Consider the following 24,714-nt stretch of genomic DNA (forward strand, 5'->3'; position numbering starts at 1 on the left):
CCCTCTTCGTTCTGGACTCTGCTCAACGTCCGTCAGTGTCGGTTGAGTACATAGACCGGCGCCCCGTCCTCGGCCGCGCCCATGGGGTGAATGCAGGCGTGCTTGCGCAGCAGCCGGAGGCATTCGTTGACGCGGTGCACGGACAGCCCCGTACGGGCCGCGATCGCCTCCAACGGCTGCCGCAGTTCACCCGTCTCCACGAGCACCGGGGCGATGACCACGGCCACCGTCCACACGTCCGTCGTCACGGACAACCGCTCCCGCCAGTCGGCCAGCAGTGACTCCGTGGTGGGGTGAGTGGAGAAGGCCGTGGCATCGGGTACCGGCCGGTCGAGGGCCAGTGCGTCGAGCCGGTTCGCGATGCGTTCCATGGCTTGGGCGATGGCTTGCTGGGCGATGAGGGTGGCGCTGTGCAACTCCACCATTTGCTCCTGCAGGGTGATCGACTTGTGTTGCAGGTCAAATGACTTGTGCTGCAGATCAAGTGACTTGTGCTGTGTGACCGCGAGTTGCTCGTCCGCCTGGAGGTTGCGCTCCTCCAGCCGGACGATGGCCTCCGCGACCTGCTCGGGCATGGCGTAGGCAATGGGCGCGCCCGGCTCGGAGGGCTGTACCTCGGCCTCCTCAAGGGTGTAGGAGCCCTCGCGCTGAATGGTCTCGATCACTTCGGCGACCCACTGTTTGAAAGGCGCGCACTCGGGCTTGGTGCAGGCGCTGACGAGAAGGATCAGGCCCTGGAGATCGATCAGATTCAGGTCTCGACGCCACTCTCGACCTGCGGGAACGCTGAGACCGTGACCTCCAGTCACTGTCTCGAGAATTTCTCGATGCTCCTCCGGGACATGGTCGGTGAGAGCTTTGCGAGGCGTGGTGTAGCCCAACTCCTTGCAGACATCCACCGCCGGGAACCAGTGCGTCCCGTCCGGCATGGTCAGTCGGCGGACGCGGGCTCCGGTAGCCGCGTAGACGAAGTCGCCGGCGTCGATCGCGTCGCGCTGGGTGCGCGGGTTGGGCTGGTGCTTGCTGGGTTCGATCATGTGAACCACCTCCGCTGTGGAACGTACGGAGGCGGAAATCGAATATGCCAGCTGGGTTAGCCAAGTTCACTATTGCGAGGTAAGTAAGCCTGATTGGCTTGCGCCAAGAAATGGGAAGGGGGCCACCGCGGTGAGCGGTGGCCCCCTTCCCATGGGTCCGGTGTGGCGGGCTCAGAGCGTCGCGAAGCCGTAGTCCATCAGCTTCTTCACGTCCGCTGTGCGGGTGGTCGCATTGGTGGACGTGAGGACGGTGCCCACGATCGTCTTGCCGTTGCGGGTCGCGGCGAAGACGAGGCAGTACTTGGCCTGGGTGCCGGAGCCGGTCTTCACGCCGAACGTTCCCTTCCAGCCGAGCAGCTTGTTGGTGTTCTCCCAGGTGTAGTAGCGGTAGCCGCCACTCTTGGTGGTCACCTTCTGCTTGGTGGTCTTCGTGCCCACGATCGACTTGAACGTGGAGTTCTTCAGCGCGTTGCTGGCGAGCTTGGTGAGGTCACGCGGCGTCGAGTAGTTCGAGCCGTTGCTGATGCCGTCGAACGAGTCGAACTTCGTGTTCTTCATGCCGAGGCTCTTGGCGGTGGAGTTCATCTTGGAGATGAACGACTTCACCCTCGCCGCACGCGTTGTGCCCGTGCCGAACTTGTCGGCGAGCGCGTACGCGGCGTCGCAGCCCGACGGGAGCATCAGGGCGTAGAGGAGCTGGCGGACGGTGACTTTGTCGCCGACGATCAGGCCTGCGTGGGACGCCTGGTTCTTGACGATGTAGTCGCTGTACGCCTTCGAAACCGTGACCTTGGCGTTCAGGTTCAGGTTCTTCTGCGACAGCACGACCTTGGCGGTCATGATTTTGGTGGTGGAGCCCGTGGACCGCTTGGTGTCCGCGGCCTTCGTGTACAACACCTTGCTGTTGGCGTTGTTCATCACGAACCCGCCCTTGGCGGTGATCGTGGGCTTCGCCGGAGCGGCCTGCGCGGGAGCGGAGCTGACCACTCCCGTCGCGATCATCGCACCGGTGGTTACGACGACTGCAGCGGCTCTGCGGACACGTGCGCCCTTTATGGCGGTAATCAAGTCAAGTACCCCGATTGCGTCAAATGTCTGTGGAGCGCGGCCACTTGGGCTCCGGGTTTCGGGCAAGCAGGGCCGCTTCTCGTGTGACAAGTGAGTAGCACAAAAGGTTGTGCTCCGGGTGAGTCGGGGGTCAATTCAGGTCCATCTCACGGTTTTTTGACAGGTTCAGAGTGGATTCGGGCCGGCTCGCCGTCCCGGATCGTGGACGGGAGCGGCGATGGGTACGTGTTGTATCTATGCTGTGGGCATGTCCTCCGCCCCCTCTCCCGCCCCCGCCCCCGCCGTGAAGCAGCCCCCCGCCGCCGACCGCGTCTACGCCCACGTCAAACAGGGTGTCCTGGAGCGTCGTTACGAGGGCGGCACACTGCTCACCGAGGGCGAGCTGGCCGAGGCGGTCGGGGTGTCCCGGACACCGGTGCGGGAGGCCCTGCTGCGGCTGGAGGTCGAGGGGCTGATCAAGCTCTACCCGAAGAAGGGCGCCCTGGTCCTGCCCGTCTCCGCGCAGGAGATCGCCGATGTGGTCGAGACCCGGCAGTTGGTCGAGGAGCACGCGGTGCGCAAGACGGTCCCCGCCTCGCCACAGCTCATCGAGCGCCTGGAGGGCCTGCTGGAGCAGCAGAAGGCGCAGGCCGCCGCCGGGGACCTGGCGGGCGCCGCGGTGACCGACCGCTGCTTCCACGCCGAGATCGTCCGCAGCGGGGGGAACGAGATCCTCTCGCGTCTCTACGACCAGCTCCGTGACCGGCAGTTGCGGATGGGTGTCGCCGTGATGCACGCCCACCCCGACCGCATCACCAAGACGCTCAGCGAGCACGAGGAGATCCTCCAGGCGCTGCGCTCGGGCGACGCGGAGGCGGCCGTGGGCCTTGTGCACCGGCACGTCAGCTGGTTCTCGAACCTGGCTCGGGGGGAAGTCCGTTGAGCCGCCCCGTCATGTCCTCGTCCGCCGGGTCCCTGCCCGGAGACCCGCCCGGAGGCCGCCGCGCGCTCGCCGTCTGGGGTGTGGGCGTCTCCGTCTACTTCGTCGCCGTCATCTTCCGTACGTCGCTGGGGGTGGCCGGCCTCGACGCCGCCGACCGCTTCCATGTGGGCGCCTCCGCCCTGTCGACCTTCTCGATCCTCCAGTTGCTGGTCTACGCGGGCATGCAGATTCCCGTCGGCCTGCTGGTCGACCGGCTCGGCACCAAGAAGGTGCTGACCCTGGGCATCCTGCTGTTCACAGCCGGCCAGATCGGCTTCGCGCTGGCCCCGTCGTACGGCATGGCGCTGGCCTCGCGGGCGCTGCTGGGCTGCGGCGACGCGATGACGTTCATCAGCGTGCTGCGGCTGGGCAGCCGCTGGTTCCCGGCCAGGCGGGGGCCGCTGATCGCGCAGACGGCCGGTCTGGTCGGCATGGCGGGGAACCTGATCTCGACGCTGCTGCTGGCCCGGCTGCTGCACGGGGTGGGCTGGACGGCGGCGTTCGCGGGCAGCTCGGTAGCCGGGCTCGTCGTCCTGGTCCTGACCCTGTTGTTCCTGAGGGACCACCCGGAGGGGCATGAGCCGGAGCCGTTCCCGCACCACGGGGCGGCGTACGTCCGGCGGCAGATCGCTGCGTCGTGGCGGGAGCCCGGTACCCGCCTCGGGCTGTGGGTGCACTTCACCACCCAGTTCCCGGCCATGGTGTTCCTGCTGCTGTGGGGGCTGCCGTTCCTGGTCCAGGCGCAGGGCCTGAGCCGGGGCACCGCCGGTGAACTGCTCACCCTCGTCGTCCTGTCCAACATGGCCGTCGGACTGGTGTACGGGCAGATCGTCGCCCGGCACCACGCGGCGCGGCTTCCGCTGGCGCTGGGCACGGTCCTCGCGACGGCGGCGGTCTGGGCGAGCACGCTGCTGTACCCCGGCGAGCACGCGCCGATGTGGCTCCTGATCGTGCTCTGCGCGGTGCTGGGTGCCTGCGGCCCGGCCTCGATGCTCGGCTTCGACTTCGCCCGCCCCGCGAACCCGCCGGAGCGTCAGGGCACCGCCTCCGGCATCACCAACATGGGTGGTTTCGTCGCCTCCATGACGACCTTGCTCGCGGTCGGCGTCCTCCTCGACCTGACCGGTGACGACTACCGCGTCGCGTTCTCCGCCGTCTTCGTCCTCCAGGCCCTGGGCCTCAGCCAGATCCTCCGTCTGCGTGGCCGCGCCGCCCGCCGTGAACGCGAACGCCTGGTCGCGAGCCGGGTGGAGACGGTGCACGTACCGGCGTAGCGGCCGGGACCGCCCGAGACCTGGCCTGCCTGAACAAGGCCTCTCCGAGTCCCTGGCCTGTCCGAGTCCTGGGCTGTCCGAGTCCTGGGGCTGCATGGAACATGGCCTACCCGAGGCCGGGGCTACCCCGGCGCCGGGGCTGCCCAAAAGCTCGCGACGCCCGGCGGCTACACCGTCACCGCGAAGGCCCGCAGGATCGCCGCGATCAGATGGGGGTCGCCCTCGGCCTTGATGCGGTCGGCGACGAGGTCGGCGGTGACACGGCCGCAGGCCAGGCGGACGTAGGTCTCCCAGTCGAGGGTGAGGGTGGCGGCGGGGCCGAGGGCGGGGGAGGTCTCCAGGGTGCCGCGACCCTGGATGTCGACACGGACGGTCCGGATGAACTCCACCGGGCCGTGCACATCGAAGACGACAGCCGAACTGCGCGGCGCCTGCGCGTCCTCCGCGACGACCTTCGGCAGCACGGACAGCAGCTCGTCACGGACGACGTACGCGCCCGGCGAGTCCAGGTTCCCCGGGTGGCCCAGCGCGGCGCGCAGGTCCTGCTCATGGACCCACACGTCGAAGGCGCGGTTGCGCATGGCCTGTTCGAGGGTCTGCTCCGTGCCGAGCGGGCCGCGCACCTTGTGACCCGGGTCGCGCGACTCGTTCCGCAACTGGCGGTTGCGCCGGATGATCGTGTACTCCAGCTCGGAGGTCATCTCCGGGGCGGTGTGGTGGCGGCGGGCGTCGACCTGCATCTCCATGTACCGCTGGTGCTCGGTCCGTACGTGGTACAGGTCGCGCGGGAGGGTGTGGATCGGCCGGGGGTCGCCGAGCATCTCGCAGTCCAGACCGATGACATGGGAGACCACATCGCGCACCGACCAGCCGGGGCATGGGGTCCGCCGGTTCCACTCACCCTCCACGAGCGGCGTCACCAGCTCGGATATCGCGTCCACGGAGTGGGTCCAGGCGTCGGCGTACGGCTGAAGAGTGGGATGCAGACTCACGGAACGGGACCCCTCGGGCGGTCGGTACCTGTCAGTACGGTCGGTGCGTATCGGTATGGGGAGACGGTTTTCAGTAGGGGCGTCGGCGTTGACGGCGGTGAGTGGGCGTCGGCGGCTGTCGGTGGGTGCTGTGGAACGTTAAGTTACGCTGCCGTGAGGCACCCCGGCAGTGCTTTCGTGTGACGATCGTAGGCCCGTATGGACGGCTCGAATGCCAGGACGGTGGTAGTGTGCGCGCCTCCCTCATCCAGATCGGTGTAGACGAGGACGAATCGGTCGATTCGCGTCGGCGGCGTGTGGCGTCGCTGGTTCGGGACCAGGCCGGTGCCGATCTTGTCGTCCTGCCGGAGCTCTGGACCACCGGCGCTTTCGCGTTCGAGTCCTTCGACGAGGCGGCGGAGCCGCTGGAGGGGCCGACGTACGAGGCGATGGCCGAGGCGGCGAGCGACGCGGGCGTCTGGCTGCACGCGGGCTCGATCCCCGAACGGGCCGAAGCCGGCGGTGGCTCCGCCTCGGGTGGCGGAATCCTCTACAACACCTCCCTCCTCTTCTCACCTTCCGGGGACCTCGCCGCGGCCTATCGCAAGATCCATCGCTTCGGCTTCGACAAGGGCGAGGCCGTGCTGATGGGCGCGGGCTCGGAACTGGTGACGCTCCGCCTGCCGGAGACGACCCTCGGCGTCGCCACCTGCTACGACCTCCGCTTCCCCGAACTCTTCCGCGGCCTCGTCGACGCCGGCGCCGAGACCTTCGTCGTCCCCGCAGGCTGGCCCGAACGCCGCCGCGCCCACTGGACGCTGCTGGCCCAGGCCCGTGCCGTGGAGAACCAGGCGTACGTCCTCGCCTGCGGAACGGCCGGTACGCACGCGGGAGTTCCCCAGGCCGGTCACTCGATCGTGGTCGACCCCTGGGGAGAGGTCCTGGCCGAGGCCGGCTCCGAGGAGGAGGTCCTCACCGTCGACCTCGACCCCGCGAAGGTCGCGACGACCCGCGAGCAGTTCCCGGCGCTGAAGGACCGGTCACTGGGACTGCAGCCCCCGCGCCGCTGACCCACCCGGCCGTCGGCGGCCGTGAGGCACCCGGGTCAGTCGTCCCCCCTCTCCTTCTCCGCCAGGTGGATCACGCACACCGTCACGGCGATCAGCAGGGCCGGGTCCGCGTCGTCGCGTACGACGTCGAGGCCGTAGGTCTCGCGGACCCGCAGCCATCTGCGGGAGATGTGCGCGAGGAGTTCGCCGTCGTACTCGACGACGAACTCACGGTCGAGGATCTTGCCGCTGACGTCGAGCTCGGTGCCGTCCGCCAAGGAGATCCGGTAGTGGTTGCGCAGGAGAGACAGGCGTTTGCGGCGGACGGTGGCGAGGGGCTGCCCGTCCCGTTCGACCACCATCGTGTCGCGCAGGGCGAACATCTTCTTGTGGATGTCGATCAGGACGTTCCCCTCGGGGTCCTTCAGCTCGAAGGTGTCCCGCAGTCGCATCGCCTTGCCGTCGACGAGGAAGGCCTTCGTGCCGTGCTCGTCCTCGATCCAGTAGTCGTCACCGAGGCCGAGGAGCCGGTCGCGTACGAGGAATCTCATGCATCCAGGCGTTCCCCGCGACCCGCTGCGAAACGTCGCCGGTAGGCCGAAGGGCTCAGTCCGGTTTCCGTCCGGTGGCCTGTCGCCGCAGGTGGAGGCCGTTCAGCGGAGTTTTCCACAGGCCGATGTCCGAGGTTTTCCACAGCCTCGCGAGCGGACCGCCGACAAGTGGCACTCTTGATCCATGAGCGATTCCACGACCGAGCGCCCGGCATCCCGCCGTGTCCGTGTCCGCGCCCCCGAGCTGATCGGGAAGGGCGGCTGGCTGAACACGGGAGGGAAGCAGTACACCCTCGCTGACCTGCGAGGCAGGATAGTGGTGCTGGACTTCTGGACGTTCTGCTGCATCAACTGTCTGCATGTCCTGGACGAGCTGCGCGAGCTGGAGGAGAAGCACCGGGACACCCTGGTGGTCATCGGTGTGCACTCGCCGAAGTTCGCGCACGAGGCCGAGCACGGGGCGGTGGTAGACGCCGTCGAGCGGTACGGGGTGGAGCACCCGGTGCTCGACGATCCGGAGCTCGCCACCTGGAAGCAGTACGCGGTACGGGCCTGGCCGACGCTCGTGGTGATCGACCCGGAGGGATACGTCGTCGCCCAGCACGCGGGTGAGGGGCACGCACACGCCATCGAGCGGCTGGTCGCCGAGCTGGAGGCCGAGCACGAGGGCAAGGGCACGCTACGGCGCGGCGACGGACCGTATGTGGCGCCCGAGCCCGAACCGACGGTGCTGCGCTTCCCCGGCAAGGCGCTGCTCCTGCCGGACGGTGACCTCCTCGTCAGCGACACCACCCGGCACCAGTTGGTCCGGCTGGCGGCGGACGGTGAGACCGTCGTACGGCGTTACGGCTCCGGCGCACGCGGGTTCGTCGACGGCGACGCGGAGCACGCCCGCTTCAGCGAGCCGCAGGGACTGGCGCTGCTGGACGGCGGCGCCGTGGTCGTCGCCGACACCGTGAACCACGCGCTGCGCCGGCTCGACCCGGCCACCGGCCGGGTCACGACACTCGCGGGCACGGGCCGCCAGTGGTGGCAGGGCGCGCCGACCTCCGGTCCCGCCCTGGAGATCGATCTGTCCTCGCCGTGGGACGTGGCCCTCTTCGGCGGCAAGGTGTGGATCGCGATGGCCGGTGTCCACCAGCTGTGGACGTACGACCCGGTCGACCACACGGTCGCCGTGGCGGCGGGCACGACGAACGAGGGGCTCGTGGACGGGCCGGGCGCCGAAGCCTGGTTCGCGCAGCCCTCCGGGCTCGCCGCCACCGCCGACCGGCTCTGGCTGGCCGACTCCGAGACGTCCGCACTGCGCTGGCTGGACCTGGACGGGACGGTCCGCACGGCCGTCGGGACCGGGCTCTTCGACTTCGGGCACCGGGACGGCGCCGCTGAACAGGCGCTGCTCCAGCACCCGTTGGGGGTCACGGCCCTGCCCGACGGGTCGGTGGCGGTCAGCGACACCTACAACCACGCGCTGCGCCGCTACGACCCGGCGACAGGTGAGGTCACCACGCTGGCCACGGACCTGAGAGAGCCGAGCGACGCGGTGCTCGTCGGTGCGGACATCGTGGTCGTCGAGTCCGCCCGTCATCGGCTGACCCGGTTGCGTCTGCCGGAGGAGACGGTGAGGGTCGATGCCGTCGCCCATCGCACCCGGCGCGCGGCGACCGAAGTGGCTCCCGGCAGCCTGCGGCTGGACGTCGTCTTCCAGGCCCCGGCGGGGCAGAAGCTCGACGAACGGTACGGGCCCTCGACCCGGCTGCTGGTCTCCGCCACTCCGCCCGAACTGCTGCTCGCGGGCGAGGGAACGGACACGGCCTTGTCCCGCGTGCTCGAACTGGACCCGTCCATATCCGAGGGCGTGCTCCATGTCTCGGCGATGGCGGCCTCCTGCGACGACGACCCGGCCAACGAGTACCCGGCCTGCCACGTCCACCAGCAGGACTGGGGCGTGCCGGTCCGGCTCACGGAGGGCGGGGCGGACCGGCTGCCGCTGGTGCTGGCGGGGATGGACGAGGGGCCGTAACTCGCCCTAGTACCCGCCCCGCCGGTGCGGGTCCTCGTCGAGGACCGGCGCCGTGGGCGGCACCACGACCCGCTTCCGCTTGGCGATGCTGCTGAACGTCGCGACCCCTATGAGTCCGACGATCATGAAGATGATGCCGACCAGGTCGAGGTTGACCCCCTGCATGTCCCAGTCGGTGGCGAAGGTGAGTATGGCTCCCACGGCGATCAGGATGATGCACCCGCCCAGGCCCATGAGTGTTCCCTCCAAGTCCGGTTGGGTCGGCCGGTCGTTCCGGTCGTTCGGTCCTACCGGTCGCTTCCGGGTACCCGGACAGGGCGGTCAGTAACGGGCCCTCGCGGACGGGGCGTGGGAGTCAGCCCTCCAGGAACGCCACCAGAGCGTTCGCCAGCAGATAGGGGTCCTTGGCGCCGCAGAGTTCGCGGGCGCTGTGCATGGAGAGGATGGCCACGCCGATGTCCACGGTGCGGATGCCGTGGCGGGCGGCGGTGATGGGACCGATGGTGGTGCCGCAGGGCATGGAGTTGTTGGAGACGAACGTCTGGTACGGCACCCCGGCCTTCTCACAGGCGGCGGCGAAGACGGCGCGCCCCGAACCGTCGGTGGCGTAGCGGTTGTTGACGTTCACTTTGAGGAGCGGGCCGGCGTCCGCGCGGGGGTGGTGGGTCGGGTCGTGGCGCTCCGCGTAGTTGGGGTGGACGGCGTGGCCGGTGTCGGAGGAGAGACAGATCGTGCCGGCGAAGGCCCGCGCCCGGTCCTCGTAGGAGCCGCCGCGGGCGAAGACCGAGCGCTCCAGCACGCCGCCGAGGAGCGGGCCGTCCGCGCCGGTGTCCGACTGGGAGCCGTTCTCCTCGTGGTCGAAGGCGGCGAGGACGGGGATGTACGGGAGTGCGTCGCCGGAGCCGGCGACCGAGGCGAGGGCGGCCGTGCCGGCGTGCACGGAGAGGAGGTTGTCCATGCGGGGGCCGGCGAGCAGTTCCTTGTCGCGGCCCAGGTACGCGGGGGGTTCGACGGAGTGGGTCATCAGGTCCCAGCCGGTGACCTCGCCTGCGGGCAGGCCCAGTTCGCCCTCCAGGAAGGCGATCAGGTCGCCGTCGTGGACGTCGTCGCCGAGGCCCCAGATGGGCTGGAGGTGACGCTGTTTGTCGAGTTTGAGGCCTTCGGAGGTGACGGACCGGTCGAGGTGGATGGCGAGTTGGGGGACGCGGAGGAGGGGTCTGTCGACGTTGACGAGGCGGCTGGTGCCGTCGCGCAGGGAGAGGCGGCCGGCAATGCCGAGGTCGCGGTCGAGCCAGGAGTTGAGCAGCGGTCCGCCGTAGATCTCGACGGCGACCTGGCGCCAGCCGTGCGCGCCGCTGTCGGGGCGGGGTTTCACCCGCAGATTGGGGGAGTCGGTGTGGGCACCGATGATGCGGAAGGGGGTGTGGGGCGTGGCGCCCTCCGGCACGTACCAGGCGATGATCGCGCCGCCGCGCAGCACGTACTTCCCGCCGAGCGAGCCGTCCCACGCGTCGGTCTCGGCGACCTGCCGGAAGCCTGCCTTCTCCAGCCGTTCCGCGGCGCTCGCCACCGCGTGGTACGGGGTCGGGCTGCTCGCCAGGAAGGTCATGAGGTCGTCGGTGTGGCCGCGATCGAAGCGTGGGGGTGTGCGCATGGGGTTCACCTTAACGACGTACGAGGGCCCGTTCCCGGGGGACGGGAACGGGCCCTCGTGGTGAGCGTGCGGACAAGAGGGCGCCGGACGGACGGGCAGGGTCCGTCCGGCGCCACGGCCGGGGTGCGGCCGAGGGACGGTTGTCCAAAGGGCCGCCTCGTCCGGTGCCTAGAAGGCCGCCTCGTCCAGCTCCATCAGGTCCAGGTCGACGCCCTCGGAGACCTTGCGGGCGAGGGTGACACCCGGGAGGACGTTGGCCGCGAAGAACTTCGCCGCCGCGATCTTGCCGGTGTAGAAGGCCACGTCCTTGGAGGAGGCCGTCGGCAGCTTGTCGGCGGCGACCGCGGCGCCCCTGAGGAGCAGGTAGCCGACGACCACGTCACCGGAGGCCATCAGCAGGCGGGTGGTGTTCAGGCCCACCTTGTAGATGTTCTTGACGTCCTGCTCGGTGGCGGCGAGGTCGGTGAGCATCAGGCCGACCAGGGACTCCAGCTCGACCGCGGCCTTGGCGAGGTGCTCACGGGCACCGGCCAGTTCCTCGCCGCCCTCGCCGAGCGCCAGGAACTTCTTGATCTCCTCGGCGAGGGAGTTCAGCGCGGCGCCCTGGTTGCGGACGATCTTCCGGAAGAAGAAGTCCTGGCCCTGGATCGCGGTGGTGCCCTCGTACAGGGTGTCGATCTTGGCGTCGCGGATGTACTGCTCGATCGGGTACTCCTGGAGGAACCCGGAGCCGCCGAAGGTCTGCAGGGACTGGGCGAGCTGCTCGTAGCCCTTCTCGGAGCCGTAGCCCTTGACGATGGGCAGGAGCAGGTCGTTCATGGCCTCCAGGGCGGAGACGTCCTCGCCCGCCGCCTCCTTGACCTGGATCTCGTCCTGGATGGAGGCGGTGTGCAGGACCAGCGCGCGCATGCCCTCCGCGTACGCCTTCTGCGTCATCAGCGAGCGGCGGACGTCGGGGTGGTGGGTGATGGTGACCTTGGGCGCGGTCTTGTCCATGAAGTTCGCCAGGTCGGGGCCCTGGACGCGCTCCTTGGCGTACTCCAGCGCGTTCAGGTAGCCCGTGGAGAGCGTGGAGATCGCCTTCGTGCCGACCATCATGCGGGCGAACTCGATGATGCGGAACATCTGGCGGATGCCGTCGTGCTTGTCGCCGATCAGCCAGCCCTTGGCCGGGTGGCGGTCGCCGAAGGTCATCTCGCAGGTGTTGGAGGCCTTCAGGCCCATCTTGTGCTCGACGTTGGTGGCGTAGACGCCGTTGCGCTCGCCCAGTTCGCCGGTCTCGAAGTCGAAGAGGTACTTCGGGACGAGGAAGAGGGACAGGCCCTTGGTGCCGGGGCCGTGGCCCTCGGGGCGGGCGAGGACGTAGTGGAGGATGTTCTCCTCCATGTCGTGCTCACCGGAGGTGATGAACCGCTTGACGCCCTCGATGTGCCAGGAGCCGTCCTCCTGCTGGATCGCCTTGGTGCGGCCGGCGCCGACGTCCGAGCCGGCGTCCGGCTCGGTGAGCACCATGGTGGAGCCCCAGGTCTTCTCGACGGCGATCTGCGCGATCTTCTTCTGTACGTCGTTGCCCTCGTCGTAGAGGATGCCGGCGAACGCCGGGCCGGAGGAGTACATCCACACGGCCGGGTTCGAGCCGAGCAGCAGCTCCGCGTACGCCCAGATCAGGGAGCGGGGGGAGGTGGTGCCGCCGATCTCCTCGGGCAGGCCCAGACGCCAGTACTCCGAGTCCATGAAGGCCTTGTAGCTCTTCCTGAAGGAGGCCGGGACCGGAGCGGTGTTCGTCTCCGGGTCGAAGACCGGCGGGTTGCGGTCGGCGTCCGTGAAGGACTCCGCCAGCTCGTTCTCCGCGAGACGGGTCATCTCCTCCAGGATGCTCTTGGCCGTGTCCGTGTCCATCTCCGCGAACGGGCCGGTGCCGTACACCCTGTCGCGCCCGAGGACCTCGAAGAGGTTGAACTCGATGTCGCGGAGATTCGACTTGTAGTGCCCCATGGCGACGGCTCCGTAAAGAGATCGGCGAGGCACTGGATCCTCGCGCTAGTTCATATACCAACAAGTAGCTTCTGTGTCGATGATGCTACCCATCAGTAATAAGAAGCAACCCCGATCGGGTCATCTGTGACTCGTTACGCTTTGCCGCATGTACGGCTACGACCAGAGCGCTGGCACTCAGCAGCAGTACGCCCCGCCACCGCAGCAGCAGATGCCCGGGCAGCAGATGCCCGGCGGCCCGATGGGCGGCGGTTACGGGCAGCAGCCGCCGCTGTACCCGGAGCCGTCCCCACCCTCCCTCGCCGACGCGGTGCGCGCCTTCACCACCGGGCAGATGGCGGCGGAGGACTTCCAGCAGGTCTTCGCGACGTCCAAGGTGTACTGCCCGCGCGGCGACAACCCCGGGTTCCTGGCGCTGCACAACACCCAGCAGCCCGTGATCCCGATGTTCACCTCGCTCAAGGAGCTGCGCCGGTACGCCGGCAAGGAGTCCAAGTATTTCGTGATCACCGGCGCGGAGGTGATCGATCTGCTGCCGACCGGCTATGGCTTCGTCCTCGACATGGAGGGGGAGCACCGGATGGTGTTCGACGCGAAGGCCGTGGAGCAGATGGTGGAGTTCGCGATGCGGCGGATGTACGGGTAGCTCCGCGAGTGGCTCCGCTCGTCGCGGGGGTTGCTCGCGCAGTTCCCCGCGCCCCTTCGCTTGGCTGTCTCGGGCCCTTCGTGGGTTTGCTGAACCGTTCATGTCGGAGGGTGGGACCTCGCCGCCGGCCAGTGTGGCCGGCGGCGTTCTGCTGTTCGGTCGAGGGAGGGAATGAGATGCGGTCTGTGTGCCGTTGAGTCTGGCGGAAAGTTCAACAATCAACTAAACTGAGCGCACAAGGAGGTACCGACATGCCCGCAGTGACCGTCGAGAACCCGCTGACCCTGCCCCGTGTCGCCGCGCCGACCGACGCGGTGGACCGTCCGGTGCTCGCCGTGACGACCGCGCCCAGTGGTTTCGAGGGCGAGGGCTTCCCGGTGCGCCGCGCGTTCGCCGGGATCGACTACCGCCACCTCGACCCGTTCATCATGATGGACCAGATGGGTGAGGTGGAGTATCAGCCTGGGGAACCGAAAGGGACCCCGTGGCATCCGCACCGCGGCTTCGAGACCGTCACCTACATCATCGACGGGATCTTCGACCACCAGGACAGCCACGGCGGTGGCGGCACCATCACCAACGGTGACACCCAGTGGATGACGGCCGGTTCGGGCCTTCTCCACATCGAGGCGCCGCCGGAGTCCCTCGTCGTGTCCGGCGGTCTCTTCCACGGCATCCAGCTCTGGGTGAACCTCCCCGCCCGGGACAAGATGATGGCCCCGAAGTACCAGGACATCCGCGGGGGTCAGGTCCAGTTGCTCACCACCCCCGACGGCGGCGCGCTCCTCCGCGTCATCGCCGGTGAGCTGGACGGCCACGAGGGTCCGGGCATCACCCACACCCCGATCACCCTGCTCCACGCGACCGTCGCGCCGGGCGCGGAGATCACCCTGCCGTGGCGTGAGGACTTCAACGCCCTCGCCTACGTGCTCGCCGGGCGCGGCAGCGTCGGTGTGGACCGGCGTCCGATCCACCTCGGCCAGACGGCCGTCTTCGGCGCGGGCTCCTCGCTCACCTTCCGGGCGGACGAGAAGCAGGACTCCCACGCGCCGGACCTGGAGATCGTGCTCCTCGGCGGCCGGCCGATCCGCGAGCCCATGGCCCACTACGGGCCGTTCGTCATGAACACCCGCGAGGAGCTGCAGCAGGCGTTCGACGACTTCCAGAAGGGCCGGCTCGGGACGATCCCGGCGGTGCACGGGATGACCGAGGGCGGACTCTGAGGAAGGCGGCGTCACCGGCCGCCGCGAAGGGTCGGCAGCCCGGGTCGGCTCCAGGTAGCGCGTGACCTGCGACGGTGCGCGAAGCGTCCCCCTGGTTGACGCTTCGCGCACGGCCGTCGGGCGGTGCCGGGTCAGAGCCTGCTGTTGCCGCCCTTGTTGACGATGGTCGCCTTCTTGCAGGTGTTCCAGGTGAGCTTGTCGGGGCCCGTCTTGCCGCCGCCCTTGCCGCCCCAGCGGATGAGAGGGAGGCGCTTGCCGTAGTAGCCGGGGCCGTACTTGTTGTTCTTGACGGTGTTGCCGGCTCCGCAGGCTTCCTTCTTCTTCGCGTCGCGCCACTCGCTGACGATGGCGTAGGTGCCGGACTTGGTGAACGTGTTGCCGCTGACGGTGGTGTTGCGGCTGCCGTCGCGGAGGCGTACGGGGTCCCCGGTGATGGAGGTGAACTTGTTGCCGGTGATGGTGCTGCCCGAGGTCCTGACGAGGTAGACGCCGTGCATGTGGCCCGCGTTGCGGAGATTGCTGAACGTGTTCTTCCTGATCACGATGCCGGAGGAGTTCTTCACATGGACGCCGGCGTAACCGGTCTTGCCACTGAGGTTCTTGAAGGTGTTTCCGGTGATCGTGACGTTCGAGACGTTGCGGAGCAGGATCGCGTTGTCGTGGCCGGAGAACGTCCGGCCCTTGATGGTGAAGCCGCCGGGACCACCGTTGATGCAGAGCTGGTAGTCGCCCGGCGGGCACTTGCCCTGTCCCGGGTACTTGGCGGCGGGCGCGGCTGTGGCGGACCAGCTCGGGTCGGCCAGACAGCCCAGCACCAGCGCACCGCCGGCCAGGGCGGTGACCGCGGCCTTCGGAGCGAGAGAGGTACGCGAGGAGTACGTACGCATGGGCGACTTCCTTTCGGTCGGTCGAGTGGGGACGCGCGGCCGGTCCACCCCCGTGGGGCCGGCCGTCGCGACAGCAACCGAGCCTGGGGCGCCGGATCCTGTCCGGCAACGGTTTCCCCTGTCCCGGACAGGCGTACGGCTGTCCGTGCTGGTCAGGGGCTTGTCCGGATGGTACGGGCGGGGCGCGCGACGTGGCCGGGACGGGGGTTGTCGGCCGTGGTCGGCGGGAACAGAATGACCCCATGGCGAACACGGGGGACAGAACCGGAGACGCGGTCGGGGGCACGGCGGAGTTAGGGGAGCTGGATCCCCACGGTGCGCGCGACCCCGCTGAGTACGTCGCCCTGCTGCGACTGCTCAAGGAGCGCAGTGGGCTGACGTACCGCCAGTTGGAGCGGAGGGCCGCCGAGCGCGGGGACGTCCTGGCCCGCAGCACCGTCGCGGACGTGCTGCGGCGTGATGCCCTGCCCCGTGCCGAACTCGTTGCCGCGCTGGTCCGCGCCTGCGGGGTGGAGAAGGGGGCGGGGAAAGGGGGCCCGGGGGTCGACGAGTCCGGGTGGCTGGCCGCCCGGGAGCGGCTCGCCTCGATGGCCGACGAGGGGTCCACTGGGACGCCTGGCTCCGATGCTGCCGCTGGTGGCGGTCGGGCCCGTGGCGCCTCCGTGGCCGTCGTCGCTTCTCTCGCCGCCGTCGCGGTGCTCGTCGTGGCTGCCGTGGTGTGGTGGCCACAGGGGGACGGGCCGTCGGGTGCCGAGCGGGCCGGGCCGGCGCATGGGCTCTCCCGTATTCGACCCGCGCGCGCCCCCGAGCTGTGTGTCACTGACGGGGACGCGCGGGCGGAGAGCGGCACGTCGAAGGTGGTGGCCATGCAGCGGCCGTGTGCCGAGGCCGTGCCGCCGAAGACGTATCTGCTGAAGGCGGACGACGGGCTGTATCGCATCCAGTGGGATCACCCTCAGCACGGCCCGGGGTGTCTGACCCTGCTGAAGCACGGGGAGTTCAAGGACAGGTTCGAACCATGGACCGACTGTCGTGCCGGGGGGAACTCACAGTTGTTCCGTATCGAGCCGGCCGGGTCGGTGGAGGGCGCGGAGGCCGCCGGCGCCGAGGGGTGGCGGTTGCGGCCGGTAGAGGGCGAGTCGGTGTGTGTGGGGATCCGCGGGGGTGCGGAGGAGGTCGAGTCGGTGGCCGTGGCGGAGCCGTGTGTGGAGGGGGCGGGCCGTGCCGGGGCGGACGCGGCTCGGCAGGTGTTCCTGATCGACCGGGGATGACGGGCTGGGGGCGAGGCGAAGATCCCTAGCTCGGCGGGCCACCGTTCGAGCTGTTCGGTGGGGCCGCTTCCTGTAGCTCGAACCAGATGCTCTTGCCTTCGCCGCGCGGGTCCACGCCCCAGGCGTCGGCGAGCACGTCCATGAGGACGAGGCCGCGTCCGGAGGAGGCGAGTTCGCCGGGGTGGCGCTTGTGGGGGAGATCGTCGCTGGCGTCGGTGACCTCGATGCGCATGCGGCGCTTGCCGCCGTCGCCGGTCATCTCGGCGACGAGGAGTGCGTCCGCGTCCGTGTGGACGAGAACGTTGGTGAGCATCTCGGAGACGAGGAGGACGGCCGAGTCGACCTGGTCGCCGCAGTTCCAGTCGTGAAGGAGTTCGCGCACCTGCTGGCGGGCGCCGGCTATGCGCTCCGGCTCCGCCTGGGCGACGGTCAGCGCGGTGCGGCGTACGGGAGGCCGTACGACGGTGCTGTCCCCGTGGTCGGGCCCCTCGCTCTCCCGGCACAGCAACAGCATCGCTATGTCGTCCTCGCGCCGGTCGGCGAGCGGTCCGGGGGTGTGGTGGGACGACGGCCCGTGCACTCCTTGGACCAGCGCGTCGGCCAGCGCCTCCAGACGGTCGGGGGCGAGGCCGGCCGCTTCCGGGCGGCTCGGTTCGACGCGAGCCTGATCGAGGGCTGGTGTGCGCCCGACCGCGTCCAGCCCGTCGGCGGTGAGGCCACCGCCGCGCGGATCACCGGCATGCGGCCCCTCAACCCTCAGCCGTCCGATCCTCTGCCTGTCGACGCCGACTCCTTCGACGCCGAGCGCTTCAACACCTAGTCCTTCGACACCGAGTCCTTCGACCTCCAGCGCTTCGACACCGAGTCCTTCGACCCCCAGCGCTTCGACGCCCGGTCCCCCGGCCGTCCCCTCCCCCTCGTGCGCGCTCGCGTCGACGGAGTCGAAGGACTCGAGGATCGTGCGGATGCGGCGCCAGCCCGTGTCGAGGTCGTGGCCGCCCGTTTCGATGAGGCCGTCGGTGCACAGGAGCATGGTCTCGCCCGGTTCGAGGACGAGCCGGGTGGTGGGGTAGTCGGCGTCGGGGTCGATGCCGAGGGGGAGACCGCCGGGGGTGGGGCGGACGAGGACCGTGCCGTCGGCCATGCGGATCACCGGGTCGGGGTGCCCGGCACGGGCGATGTCGAGGACGCCGGACACCGGGTCGACCTCGACGTAGAGGCAGGTCGCGAAGCGCAGGTCGGTGAAGTCGGCGGCGGAGTCGTTGGTGACGCCGTGCAGGAAGCGGGAGGCGCGGGAGAGGACGGCGTCCGGGCGATGGCCTTCGGAGGCGTAGGCGCGCAGCGCTATGCGGAGCTGGCCCATGAGGCCGGCGGCGCGTACGTCGTGGCCCTGGACGTCGCCGATCACCAGGGCGAAGCGGCCGTTCGGCAGGGCGATCATGTCGTACCAGTCGCCGCCGACCTGGAGTCCGCCGCCGGTGGGGACGTACCGCGCGACGACGCTCATGCCGGGTATCTCGGGGCCGAGCGTGGGGAGCATCGTGCGCTGGAGGCCGTCGGTCAGCTCGCGTTCGGTCTCGGCGGCGCCGGCGCGGGAGAGGGCCTGGGCGAGCATGCGGGCCACGGTGGTCAGGACGGAGCGTTCGTCCGGTGTGAAGGTGACGGGGTAGGTGAAGCCCGCCATCCACGCGCCCATCGTGCGGCCGGCGACGATCAGCGGCAGGAACGCCCAGGACTGGCGGCCGAACTGTTCGGCGAGCGGCCAGGCCGTGGGGTAGCGCGCCTTGTAGTCCTCGGGGGAGGAGAGGTAGACGGCGCGGCCGGTGCGGACCACCTCGGCGGCCGGGTAGTCCGTCTCCAGCGGCATATGGGTGAAGGGGCCCTCGTCACCCTGGCTTTGCCCGTGGTGTCCGATGACGGTGAGGCGGTCGGCCTCCACGCCGAAGACCGCGAGTCCGTCCGGGGAGAAGCCGGGCATCGCCAGGCCCGCCGCGACCCGCAGCACCTCCGCCGTGGACCGAGCCTCGGCCAGCGCCCGGCCCGCGTCCAGCAGGAACGCCTCGCGTGAGCGCCGCCAGTCGCCGGTGACGGCGGGGGCGCGGACGGCGCTCTCCGGTGAGGGCTCGGTGACCTCCTGGATGGTGCCGATCAGCTCGAAGGACTTGCGCACCGGTTCGAAGGCGGGCTTGGAGCGGCTGCGGACCGTGCGGATCACGCGGCCCCGGTCGTCCATGACCCTGACCCGTACTTCGGCGAGGGTGTCCTCGACGACGGCGAGCTGCACGACCGAGACGATCTCGTTCCAGTCGACGGGGTGCAGACGTGCCCGTGCCCCAGCCTGGGTGAGCGTCGTCGGCTCCGCGGGCAGACCCATGAGCCGGGCGGCTTCGGCGTCCAGGGTGACGGTTCCGGCAGCGCTGTCCCAGGTCCACAGTCCCGTCGCGAGGGCGGACAGGACGTCCCCCACGGTGGGCGGGGGCTCACCAGTGCGCATTGACCCACTCTAAGAACAGCTGATCGGACCGTGCCACCGAAGCTGTAGCGGGCACCGAGCGGTACCGGGGTCATGGCGAAGCCATGACGAGTGACCACGACCGGTGGCGACGGAGGTGACGACAATCGACGCTAGCGACAGTAACCGCTTGCGGTCCTGCCCATGGCTATGACCGTGCGTATCCGGTCAGGAGGACGGCTGAGTGCATGAGATGGCTTGCTCCTTGGGCAGCGGTGTACGAGCGGTGCCCTGGCGGTGCGGGGGCGGCGAGTCGTGAGGGCCGGGGCGCCTCGTGGTAAATGGTGGGGAGGCGATCTCGGGGTGGCCGGTACCCTGGGGGTTGTTTCACGTGAAACACCGGCCGTGACCGCCGACGGTGACGCGGACCGGCCGTGGTGAGACACCCGCCCAGATCCCCGATCAGCGAAGACTGGATGAACGACGATGCATCGGTACAGGTCCCACACCTGCGGCGAGCTCCGCGCCTCTGACGTCGGCACCGACGTCCGGCTGAGCGGCTGGCTGCACAATCGGCGCGACCTGGGCGGCATCCTCTTCATCGATCTCCGCGATCACTACGGCATCACGCAGCTCGTGGCCCGTCCGGGCACCCCGGCGTACGAGGCGCTGGACAAGATCTCCAAGGAGTCGACCGTCCGTGTCGACGGCAAGGTCGTCTCGCGCGGCGCCGAGAACGTGAACCCGGACCTCCCGACCGGTGAGATCGAGGTCGAGGTCGGCGAGGTCGAGCTGCTCGGCGCGGCCGCCCCGCTCCCCTTCACCATCAACACCGAGGACGGGGTCAACGAGGAGCGGCGCCTGGAGTACCGCTTCCTCGACCTGCGCCGCGAGCGCATGCACCGCAACATCATGCTGCGTACGGCCGTGATCAGCGCCATCCGTCACAAGATGACGGCTCTCGGCTTCAACGAGATGGCGACCCCGATCCTGTCCGCCACCTCCCCCGAGGGCGCCCGCGACTTCGTCGTGCCGTCGCGCCTGAACCCGGGCAAGTTCTACGCCCTCCCCCAGGCCCCGCAGCAGTTCAAGCAGCTGCTGATGATCTCGGGCTTCGACCGGTACTTCCAGATCGCGCCCTGCTTCCGTGACGAGGACGCGCGCGCGGACCGTTCGCCGGGCGAGTTCTACCAGCTCGACGTCGAGATGAGCTTCGTGGAGCAGGAGGACGTGTTCCAGCCCATCGAGAAGCTCATGACCGAGCTGTTCGAGGAGTTCGGGGGCGGGCGCCACGTCACCTCCCCGTTCCCGCGCATCCCGTTCCGCGAGGCGATGCTCAAGTACGGCTCCGACAAGCCGGACCTGCGCGCCCAGCTGGAGCTGGTGGACATCACCGATGTCTTCGAGGGCTCGGAGTTCAAGGCGTTCGCCGGCAAGCACGTGCGCGCGCTCGCCGTGCCGGACGTCTCCGCTCAGCCGCGCAAGTTCTTCGACCAGCTGGGCGAGTACGCGATCGAGCAGGGCGCGAAGGGTCTGGCCTGGGTGCGGGTCGCCGAGGACGGTTCGCTGTCCGGTCCGATCGCCAAGTTCCTCACCGAGGAGAACGTCGCCGAGCTGACCAAGCGCCTGTCGCTGGCCGCCGGCCATGCGGTGTTCTTCGGCGCGGGCGAGTTCGAAGAGGTCTCGAAGATCATGGGCGCGGTGCGGGTGGAAGCCGCCAAGCGTGCCGGGCACTTCGAGGAGGGCGTCTTCCGGTTCTGCTGGATCGTCGACTTCCCGATGTACGAGAAGGACGAGGAGACCGGCAAGATCGACTTCTCGCACAACCCGTTCTCCATGCCGCAGGGCGGTCTGGAGGCCCTGGAGACCCAGGACCCGCTGGACATCCTCGGCTGGCAGTACGACATCGTCTGCAACGGCGTCGAGCTGTCCTCCGGCGCGATCCGGAACCACGAGCCCGACATCATGCTCAAGGCCTTCGAGATCGCGGGCTACGACCGGGACACCGTCGAGGAGCAGTTCGCGGGCATGCTGCGCGCGTTCCGCTTCGGCGCCCCGCCGCACGGTGGCATCGCGCCCGGTGTCGACCGCATCGTCATGCTTCTCGCGGACGAGCCCAACATCCGCGAGACCATCGCCTTCCCGCTCAACGGCAACGCCCAGGACCTGATGATGGGCGCGCCGACGGAGCTGGAGGAGGCGCGGCTGCGTGAACTGCACCTGTCGGTGCGGAAGCCGCAGCCGAAGTAGGGCAAGCCCTCGTACGGGCCTCTTCGGCCCATCGGAAGGGGACCTGGAATCGTCCGTCGATTTCAGGTCCCTTTCGCATGCGCGGGAAAAGGCACCGGGCGGTGCGTGCCCTGGCCGCCGTGCTCGGGCCCTCCGGCTGCGGCAACCCGGAACTCCCATTCGAGGGCTTCCAAGCCTTCGCCGTGCTCTCATCCCTGGAATCGGGTACCCGTGTGGGTCGGTGTTGCTGTTGGGGCCGGGGTGGCTGTCGGGGTCGGGGTGGGGCAAGTCATCAGGGGACGCACAGGTTTCTCGACGGAGGGGCACAGCGGGAAGGGATGTCATGGGACGTACAGGGTGAGGAACCCCGTACGGGACGGAACGTAGCGGAACGCTGGAGGAGGACATGAAGCTGGCCGTGCTGGTGGCCGTGTTGTTGATCGTCGGGGCGGTGGTCGCGATCGTCGCGCAGCGGCGGTCCGTGGACGAGCCCGGACCGACGTCCGACCTGGACGCGGAGGCCGACGCCAACCGCTGGGTGGTGCGGCTCGGCGGCAGTCTGGCCGGCATCGACGTCCGGGCGCAGGCCGGAGCGGGTGGCAGCGCGGCCGAGTCCCTGACCGACGCCACCGAATGCCTGCGCACCGCTCGCGCCCAGCTCATCAGGGCTCGCACGTCCGACGAGTACGCGCAGGTCACCGGGACGGCGATCGAGGGACTGCGCCATGTGCACGCGGCGCGCACGGCGCTGGGCATGGAGCCGGTGGTTCAGGACGTCAGGGATACTCAGAACATCCAGGATGTTCGGGGCGTCCGGGTCGTGAGGAACTCCGAGCGCCCTCTCGTACGTTGCTCTGGCGGCTCAGGAACTACCGGGGCGCCGCCCGCGTCCTGCTGATCATGACCATGTCGTCCGACCCTTTCGGCGACGCTCTTCCCGGCGCCGCTCCCACCCCCATGACTCTCGGGGAGGAGATTCTCCTTCTCTCTCTGGACGACACCACGGGTGAGGCACGGCTCCCTCTGCGAACGCCTTACGCGATCGCGGCGGCGGCCCTGCTGGAGCGGTCCCTGGCCGGGGACGATGCGGTCCTCCCGGAGGACGCCGAGACCTGGATCCGTGCGAACAGCACGAGGGAGTACGAGACCGCTCTGCGGGGCCTGTTGAAGAAGGACTTGATCCGTGAGGAGAAGCGTCGCGTCCTCCTCGTCTTCCGCACCACCCGCTATCCGGAGGCCGACGGAACGGTGGAGTCCGCCCTGCGTGGCCGTCTGACGGAGGTCGTCCTGACGAACGCGGAACCGGATCCCCGTACCGCCGCCCTGATCTCGCTCCTCCACCACGCCGACCTCCACACCCTCGCCTTCCCGGACGCCGGCTCCGACGACTCCCCGGCCAAGCGCCGCATGACCGAGATCGCCGCACACCACTGGGCCGACCCCGCCCTCCGCCGTATGGCTGAAACGGCGACGGCCGCCGCGGCGGCCCTCACGGCGGCGACGATGATGACGACGGTGGTGGTGGTCGCGGCGGCGACGTGACCTAGGTCGGCGCGGCGGCTGCATGACGACGTCCGCCTACGCCTCAGAGCTCCCGACGAACAGGTCTTCCGCGCGGGTGACGGTGCCCGCACGGTCGAGCCAGTCGTTGAGGCGGTCGAGGTCGGTGCGACTGGCGACTCGGGCCGTTCGGGGAAGATGCGGTGCATGCCCTCGTGGGGGCCGACGGAGCGCCGCCTGGGCTGCGTCCGACCATGAACGTGCTTGAGCGGATCGAGCGTCGGAGCGCCTGGGCGACCGGGAGTCGTTCACCCTCTCGGGGAGTGGGGGATCGCTCCGGTCGTCATCGCTTCAGGGCTCGGTAGCGCTTCAGGAGGCGGGACAGCTTGTCGGGCTCCTTGCCGGCGTTCAGCTCGGTCAGGAGGTCGTCCGGGCAGAGTTCGTACAGGTCGCCCCACCAGCCCCGGGGGCGGTTGTCGTAGATGCGGTAGCCGCCGGGCACGCCTCGGGCGACGTAGCGTCTCCTGCTCACCCGGGGTCCTCCTCCGTCGGGGGTGCCAGGGCCTCCTCTTCCAGGAGGCGTTCGGCGATGTCGTCGGCCCAGGTCTGGGCCCATCGGCGGAGTTCCAGGATGGCCTCGGCGTCCAGGCCGTGGCGAGTGAATTCCCGGTCGTCGAGCCACTCGGTGCCCTCCAGGCGGGACTGGAGGTCGGTGAGGTCGAAGTCGGCGGACGTGGCGGTGGTGTGGCGGCGGGCCAGTTCCTCCAGTTCGGCGATGGTCCAGTGGGCGGTGGCCGCGTGGACGGCGATCAGGTCGCGGGCCGCGCCCCGGTCGGCCATCGCCCGGACCTTCGTGCCGACCACGTCTTCCAGGGAGAGGGTGAGGCCCAGGGGGGTCCGTACCGGTGGGTGCCAGAGTGTCTCCTTAAGGAGGTCGACGGTGCGTTCCTCCGCCGTCGTGGGATCGGTGACCAGGAGACGGGCGGAGAGCGGGGTCGTCTCCACCGCGTGCACCAGCCAGCCGCGTTCCGCCAGACCCACCCGGACCGTGGCGGCGATCTGTTCCATCGCCGCCGCGTGTTCCGTCGCCAGCTCCAGGTCCCGGGCGGGCGGTCTCGCCTCGACCAGTCCATGGGCCTGCGCCGCGTGGTCGCCGGTGAGGGCGAGGGCGTAGGGGCTGCCGAGGGACAGGACGTCGTCGAGGAGGTGGAGGAACTGGTCGGGGGGCGGGGCCATGGAGGGATTATCACGGCCCCCGGGCTCGTTCCCCGGTCAGTACGGCCGTCGGCCCGTCCCGTTCCCGGGCGGGTCGAAGTTGGCCACCACGTACGTCCAGCCGTTCGCGCACCTGGCCTTCGCCGCGCCCACCCGGGTCGAGGTGCGCCAGACCAACTGGGTGTAGTGGAGGCACTCGTGGCCGTCGACGCAGGAGTTGGAGGGGCGGTCGTAGTCGTACTTCTCGTCGCGCCACAGGCGGGCCGCCTCCGCGAGGGAGTAGCGGGGGTTGGACCCCTTGGCCAGGTTCTCGCCGTACCGGCTGTTCGAGTGGATGAGTTCGCAGTCGGTGACGCGCACCCTCGCCCACTGCCGGGCGTGTGCGGCGAGGGACTCGTCCCAGACCAGCGGGGGGACGCCGACCTCCGCGCGGACCTTGTTGACGATCGCCAGGAAGCCGTTGACCTCCGGTTTCCGCGCCGTCGGCACCGACGACCCGGCGATGCGGGTCGTTCCGGTCGCCGTCGCCGTCGCCGTCGCCGTCGCCGTCGCCGTCGCCGTCGCTGGGACCCTTTCCACGGCCGCGGGGCGGGGGCCGACCGCCTGTGCCGTCCCCGGAGCGAGCGCCAACGTCGCCGCCGCCGTTGCCGCGGCCATCGTTCGCGCCCTGTGCCGTCGCACCACTCACGCCTCCCTCTGCTCCAACTT

General features: G+C 69.5%; 22 protein-coding genes. 10 read left to right on the plus strand and 12 right to left on the minus strand.

Annotation, left to right across the window (positions count from 1 at the left end; genetic code table 11):
* Positions 1-32 precede the first annotated feature (32 nt).
* Together ACFY9I_RS09275 and ACFY9I_RS09280 are read right to left on the minus strand one after the other, a co-directional pair.
* Entirely contained in the window at positions 33-1,037 is a 1,005-nt protein-coding gene (locus ACFY9I_RS09275) for a BRO family protein (protein WP_390998727.1), read from the minus strand.
* Between the two features lie 171 nt (positions 1,038-1,208).
* Positions 1,209-2,039 (minus strand): D-alanyl-D-alanine carboxypeptidase family protein, encoded by an 831-nt coding sequence (locus ACFY9I_RS09280; protein WP_390998729.1) that lies wholly within the window; start codon positions 2,037-2,039, stop codon positions 1,209-1,211.
* A gap of 313 nt (positions 2,040-2,352) precedes the next feature.
* On the opposite strand from ACFY9I_RS09280, the gene ACFY9I_RS09285 reads away from it, so the two are divergent.
* Together ACFY9I_RS09285 and ACFY9I_RS09290 are read left to right on the plus strand one after the other, a co-directional pair.
* On the plus strand, positions 2,353-3,027 hold the full coding sequence (locus tag ACFY9I_RS09285; protein WP_390998731.1) for an FCD domain-containing protein: 675 nt from the start codon (positions 2,353-2,355) through the stop codon (positions 3,025-3,027).
* 11 nt (positions 3,028-3,038) lie between these two features.
* Positions 3,039-4,340 carry an MFS transporter gene (locus ACFY9I_RS09290; protein WP_390999162.1) on the plus strand — a complete coding sequence of 434 codons (1,302 nt, stop codon included), beginning with the start codon at positions 3,039-3,041 and terminating at the stop codon, positions 4,338-4,340.
* A gap of 167 nt (positions 4,341-4,507) precedes the next feature.
* Here ACFY9I_RS09290 and ACFY9I_RS09295 read toward each other — a convergent pair whose 3' ends face one another.
* Entirely contained in the window at positions 4,508-5,332 is an 825-nt protein-coding gene (locus tag ACFY9I_RS09295) for a maleylpyruvate isomerase family mycothiol-dependent enzyme (protein ID WP_390998734.1), read from the minus strand.
* A gap of 230 nt (positions 5,333-5,562) precedes the next feature.
* On the opposite strand from ACFY9I_RS09295, the gene ACFY9I_RS09300 reads away from it, so the two are divergent.
* Positions 5,563-6,381 carry a nitrilase-related carbon-nitrogen hydrolase gene (locus tag ACFY9I_RS09300; RefSeq protein ID WP_390998736.1) on the plus strand — a complete coding sequence of 273 codons (819 nt, stop codon included), beginning with the start codon at positions 5,563-5,565 and terminating at the stop codon, positions 6,379-6,381.
* Positions 6,382-6,416: 35 nt separating this feature from the next.
* Here the strand turns inward: ACFY9I_RS09300 and ACFY9I_RS09305 are convergent, their stop codons facing one another.
* Positions 6,417-6,911 (minus strand): LURP-one-related family protein, encoded by a 495-nt coding sequence (locus ACFY9I_RS09305; protein ID WP_390998739.1) that lies wholly within the window; start codon positions 6,909-6,911, stop codon positions 6,417-6,419.
* 184 nt (positions 6,912-7,095) lie between these two features.
* Between ACFY9I_RS09305 and ACFY9I_RS09310 the strand changes: the two genes are divergently transcribed.
* The gene (locus ACFY9I_RS09310; protein ID WP_390998741.1) at positions 7,096-8,934 is read left to right on the plus strand and encodes a thioredoxin-like domain-containing protein; all 1,839 of its coding nucleotides are present in this window, start codon (positions 7,096-7,098) and stop codon (positions 8,932-8,934) included.
* A 6-nt stretch (positions 8,935-8,940) separates the two neighbouring features.
* On the opposite strand, the gene ACFY9I_RS09315 is transcribed toward ACFY9I_RS09310, so the two are convergent.
* The 3 genes from ACFY9I_RS09315 to ACFY9I_RS09325 all read right to left on the minus strand — a co-directional run bounded on the left by ACFY9I_RS09315 (position 8,941) and on the right by ACFY9I_RS09325 (position 12,583).
* A complete protein-coding gene (locus tag ACFY9I_RS09315) occupies positions 8,941-9,168 on the minus strand; it encodes a hypothetical protein (RefSeq protein ID WP_390998743.1) in 228 nt (75 codons plus the stop codon).
* 121 nt (positions 9,169-9,289) lie between these two features.
* Positions 9,290-10,588 (minus strand): M18 family aminopeptidase, encoded by a 1,299-nt coding sequence (locus tag ACFY9I_RS09320; protein ID WP_390998745.1) that lies wholly within the window; start codon positions 10,586-10,588, stop codon positions 9,290-9,292.
* Between the two features lie 168 nt (positions 10,589-10,756).
* On the minus strand, positions 10,757-12,583 hold the full coding sequence (locus ACFY9I_RS09325) for an acyl-CoA dehydrogenase C-terminal domain-containing protein (RefSeq protein WP_390998748.1): 1,827 nt from the start codon (positions 12,581-12,583) through the stop codon (positions 10,757-10,759).
* Positions 12,584-12,731: 148 nt separating this feature from the next.
* Between ACFY9I_RS09325 and ACFY9I_RS09330 the strand changes: the two genes are divergently transcribed.
* The gene (locus ACFY9I_RS09330) at positions 12,732-13,229 is read left to right on the plus strand and encodes an SseB family protein (RefSeq protein WP_189780811.1); all 498 of its coding nucleotides are present in this window, start codon (positions 12,732-12,734) and stop codon (positions 13,227-13,229) included.
* Between the two features lie 251 nt (positions 13,230-13,480).
* A complete protein-coding gene (locus ACFY9I_RS09335) occupies positions 13,481-14,452 on the plus strand; it encodes a pirin family protein (RefSeq protein WP_390998751.1) in 972 nt (323 codons plus the stop codon).
* Positions 14,453-14,583: 131 nt separating this feature from the next.
* Here the strand turns inward: ACFY9I_RS09335 and ACFY9I_RS09340 are convergent, their stop codons facing one another.
* Positions 14,584-15,339 carry a right-handed parallel beta-helix repeat-containing protein gene (locus tag ACFY9I_RS09340; protein WP_390998754.1) on the minus strand — a complete coding sequence of 252 codons (756 nt, stop codon included), beginning with the start codon at positions 15,337-15,339 and terminating at the stop codon, positions 14,584-14,586.
* A gap of 242 nt (positions 15,340-15,581) precedes the next feature.
* Between ACFY9I_RS09340 and ACFY9I_RS09345 the strand changes: the two genes are divergently transcribed.
* The gene (locus ACFY9I_RS09345) at positions 15,582-16,610 is read left to right on the plus strand and encodes a helix-turn-helix domain-containing protein (protein WP_390998757.1); all 1,029 of its coding nucleotides are present in this window, start codon (positions 15,582-15,584) and stop codon (positions 16,608-16,610) included.
* A gap of 25 nt (positions 16,611-16,635) precedes the next feature.
* Here the strand turns inward: ACFY9I_RS09345 and ACFY9I_RS09350 are convergent, their stop codons facing one another.
* Positions 16,636-19,104, minus strand: a complete 2,469-nt coding sequence (locus tag ACFY9I_RS09350) for a SpoIIE family protein phosphatase (RefSeq protein WP_390998759.1) — start codon at positions 19,102-19,104, stop codon at positions 16,636-16,638.
* A gap of 444 nt (positions 19,105-19,548) precedes the next feature.
* On the opposite strand from ACFY9I_RS09350, the gene aspS reads away from it, so the two are divergent.
* The 3 genes from aspS (at position 19,549) to ACFY9I_RS09365 (ending at position 22,833) form a co-directional block, all read left to right on the plus strand.
* Positions 19,549-21,312, plus strand: coding sequence for an aspartate--tRNA ligase (gene aspS, locus ACFY9I_RS09355; protein ID WP_390998762.1), 1,764 nt, complete (start codon positions 19,549-19,551; stop codon positions 21,310-21,312).
* Between the two features lie 385 nt (positions 21,313-21,697).
* The gene (locus tag ACFY9I_RS09360) at positions 21,698-22,189 is read left to right on the plus strand and encodes a hypothetical protein (RefSeq protein WP_390998764.1); all 492 of its coding nucleotides are present in this window, start codon (positions 21,698-21,700) and stop codon (positions 22,187-22,189) included.
* Between the two features lie 8 nt (positions 22,190-22,197).
* Positions 22,198-22,833, plus strand: a complete 636-nt coding sequence (locus tag ACFY9I_RS09365) for a GPP34 family phosphoprotein (protein ID WP_390998767.1) — start codon at positions 22,198-22,200, stop codon at positions 22,831-22,833.
* A 301-nt stretch (positions 22,834-23,134) separates the two neighbouring features.
* Here the strand turns inward: ACFY9I_RS09365 and ACFY9I_RS09370 are convergent, their stop codons facing one another.
* The 3 genes from ACFY9I_RS09370 to ACFY9I_RS09380 are packed head-to-tail and all read right to left on the minus strand — an operon-like array spanning position 23,135 to position 24,663.
* Positions 23,135-23,323 (minus strand): hypothetical protein, encoded by a 189-nt coding sequence (locus tag ACFY9I_RS09370; RefSeq protein WP_390998769.1) that lies wholly within the window; start codon positions 23,321-23,323, stop codon positions 23,135-23,137.
* Entirely contained in the window at positions 23,320-24,027 is a 708-nt protein-coding gene (locus ACFY9I_RS09375; protein WP_390998771.1) for a hypothetical protein, read from the minus strand. The genes ACFY9I_RS09370 and ACFY9I_RS09375 overlap by 4 nt, the downstream gene beginning before the upstream one ends.
* Before the next feature lie 36 nt (positions 24,028-24,063).
* Complete coding sequence (locus ACFY9I_RS09380) at positions 24,064-24,663, minus strand: CAP domain-containing protein (RefSeq protein ID WP_390998774.1); 600 nt, start codon at positions 24,661-24,663, stop codon at positions 24,064-24,066.
* Positions 24,664-24,714: the final 51 nt, after the last annotated feature.

This window comes from Streptomyces sp. NPDC012510, from assembly GCF_042955065.1.
In the GTDB taxonomy this organism is placed as follows: domain Bacteria; phylum Actinomycetota; class Actinomycetes; order Streptomycetales; family Streptomycetaceae; genus Streptomyces.

What these genes read in the sequence shown, in the direction of transcription:
- ACFY9I_RS09310 (WP_390998741.1), top strand. Translation starts at nt 7,096, where the DNA reads ATGAGCGATTCCACGACCGAGCGCCCGGCATCCCGCCGTGTCCGTGTC.
- ACFY9I_RS09380 (WP_390998774.1), bottom strand. Translation starts at nt 24,663, where the DNA reads ATGGCCGCGGCAACGGCGGCGGCGACGTTGGCGCTCGCTCCGGGGACG.
- ACFY9I_RS09305 (WP_390998739.1), bottom strand. Translation starts at nt 6,911, where the DNA reads ATGAGATTCCTCGTACGCGACCGGCTCCTCGGCCTCGGTGACGACTAC.
- ACFY9I_RS09350 (WP_390998759.1), bottom strand. Translation starts at nt 19,104, where the DNA reads ATGCGCACTGGTGAGCCCCCGCCCACCGTGGGGGACGTCCTGTCCGCC.
- ACFY9I_RS09315 (WP_390998743.1), bottom strand. Translation starts at nt 9,168, where the DNA reads ATGGGCCTGGGCGGGTGCATCATCCTGATCGCCGTGGGAGCCATACTC.
- ACFY9I_RS09325 (WP_390998748.1), bottom strand. Translation starts at nt 12,583, where the DNA reads ATGGGGCACTACAAGTCGAATCTCCGCGACATCGAGTTCAACCTCTTC.
- ACFY9I_RS09375 (WP_390998771.1), bottom strand. Translation starts at nt 24,027, where the DNA reads ATGGCCCCGCCCCCCGACCAGTTCCTCCACCTCCTCGACGACGTCCTG.
- ACFY9I_RS09340 (WP_390998754.1), bottom strand. Translation starts at nt 15,339, where the DNA reads ATGCGTACGTACTCCTCGCGTACCTCTCTCGCTCCGAAGGCCGCGGTC.
- ACFY9I_RS09360 (WP_390998764.1), top strand. Translation starts at nt 21,698, where the DNA reads ATGAAGCTGGCCGTGCTGGTGGCCGTGTTGTTGATCGTCGGGGCGGTG.
- ACFY9I_RS09345 (WP_390998757.1), top strand. Translation starts at nt 15,582, where the DNA reads ATGGCGAACACGGGGGACAGAACCGGAGACGCGGTCGGGGGCACGGCG.
- ACFY9I_RS09330 (WP_189780811.1), top strand. Translation starts at nt 12,732, where the DNA reads ATGTACGGCTACGACCAGAGCGCTGGCACTCAGCAGCAGTACGCCCCG.
- ACFY9I_RS09280 (WP_390998729.1), bottom strand. Translation starts at nt 2,039, where the DNA reads ATGATCGCGACGGGAGTGGTCAGCTCCGCTCCCGCGCAGGCCGCTCCG.
- ACFY9I_RS09365 (WP_390998767.1), top strand. Translation starts at nt 22,198, where the DNA reads ATGTCGTCCGACCCTTTCGGCGACGCTCTTCCCGGCGCCGCTCCCACC.
- ACFY9I_RS09285 (WP_390998731.1), top strand. Translation starts at nt 2,353, where the DNA reads ATGTCCTCCGCCCCCTCTCCCGCCCCCGCCCCCGCCGTGAAGCAGCCC.
- ACFY9I_RS09320 (WP_390998745.1), bottom strand. Translation starts at nt 10,588, where the DNA reads ATGCGCACACCCCCACGCTTCGATCGCGGCCACACCGACGACCTCATG.
- ACFY9I_RS09290 (WP_390999162.1), top strand. Translation starts at nt 3,039, where the DNA reads ATGTCCTCGTCCGCCGGGTCCCTGCCCGGAGACCCGCCCGGAGGCCGC.
- ACFY9I_RS09335 (WP_390998751.1), top strand. Translation starts at nt 13,481, where the DNA reads ATGCCCGCAGTGACCGTCGAGAACCCGCTGACCCTGCCCCGTGTCGCC.
- aspS (WP_390998762.1), top strand. Translation starts at nt 19,549, where the DNA reads ATGCATCGGTACAGGTCCCACACCTGCGGCGAGCTCCGCGCCTCTGAC.
- ACFY9I_RS09275 (WP_390998727.1), bottom strand. Translation starts at nt 1,037, where the DNA reads ATGATCGAACCCAGCAAGCACCAGCCCAACCCGCGCACCCAGCGCGAC.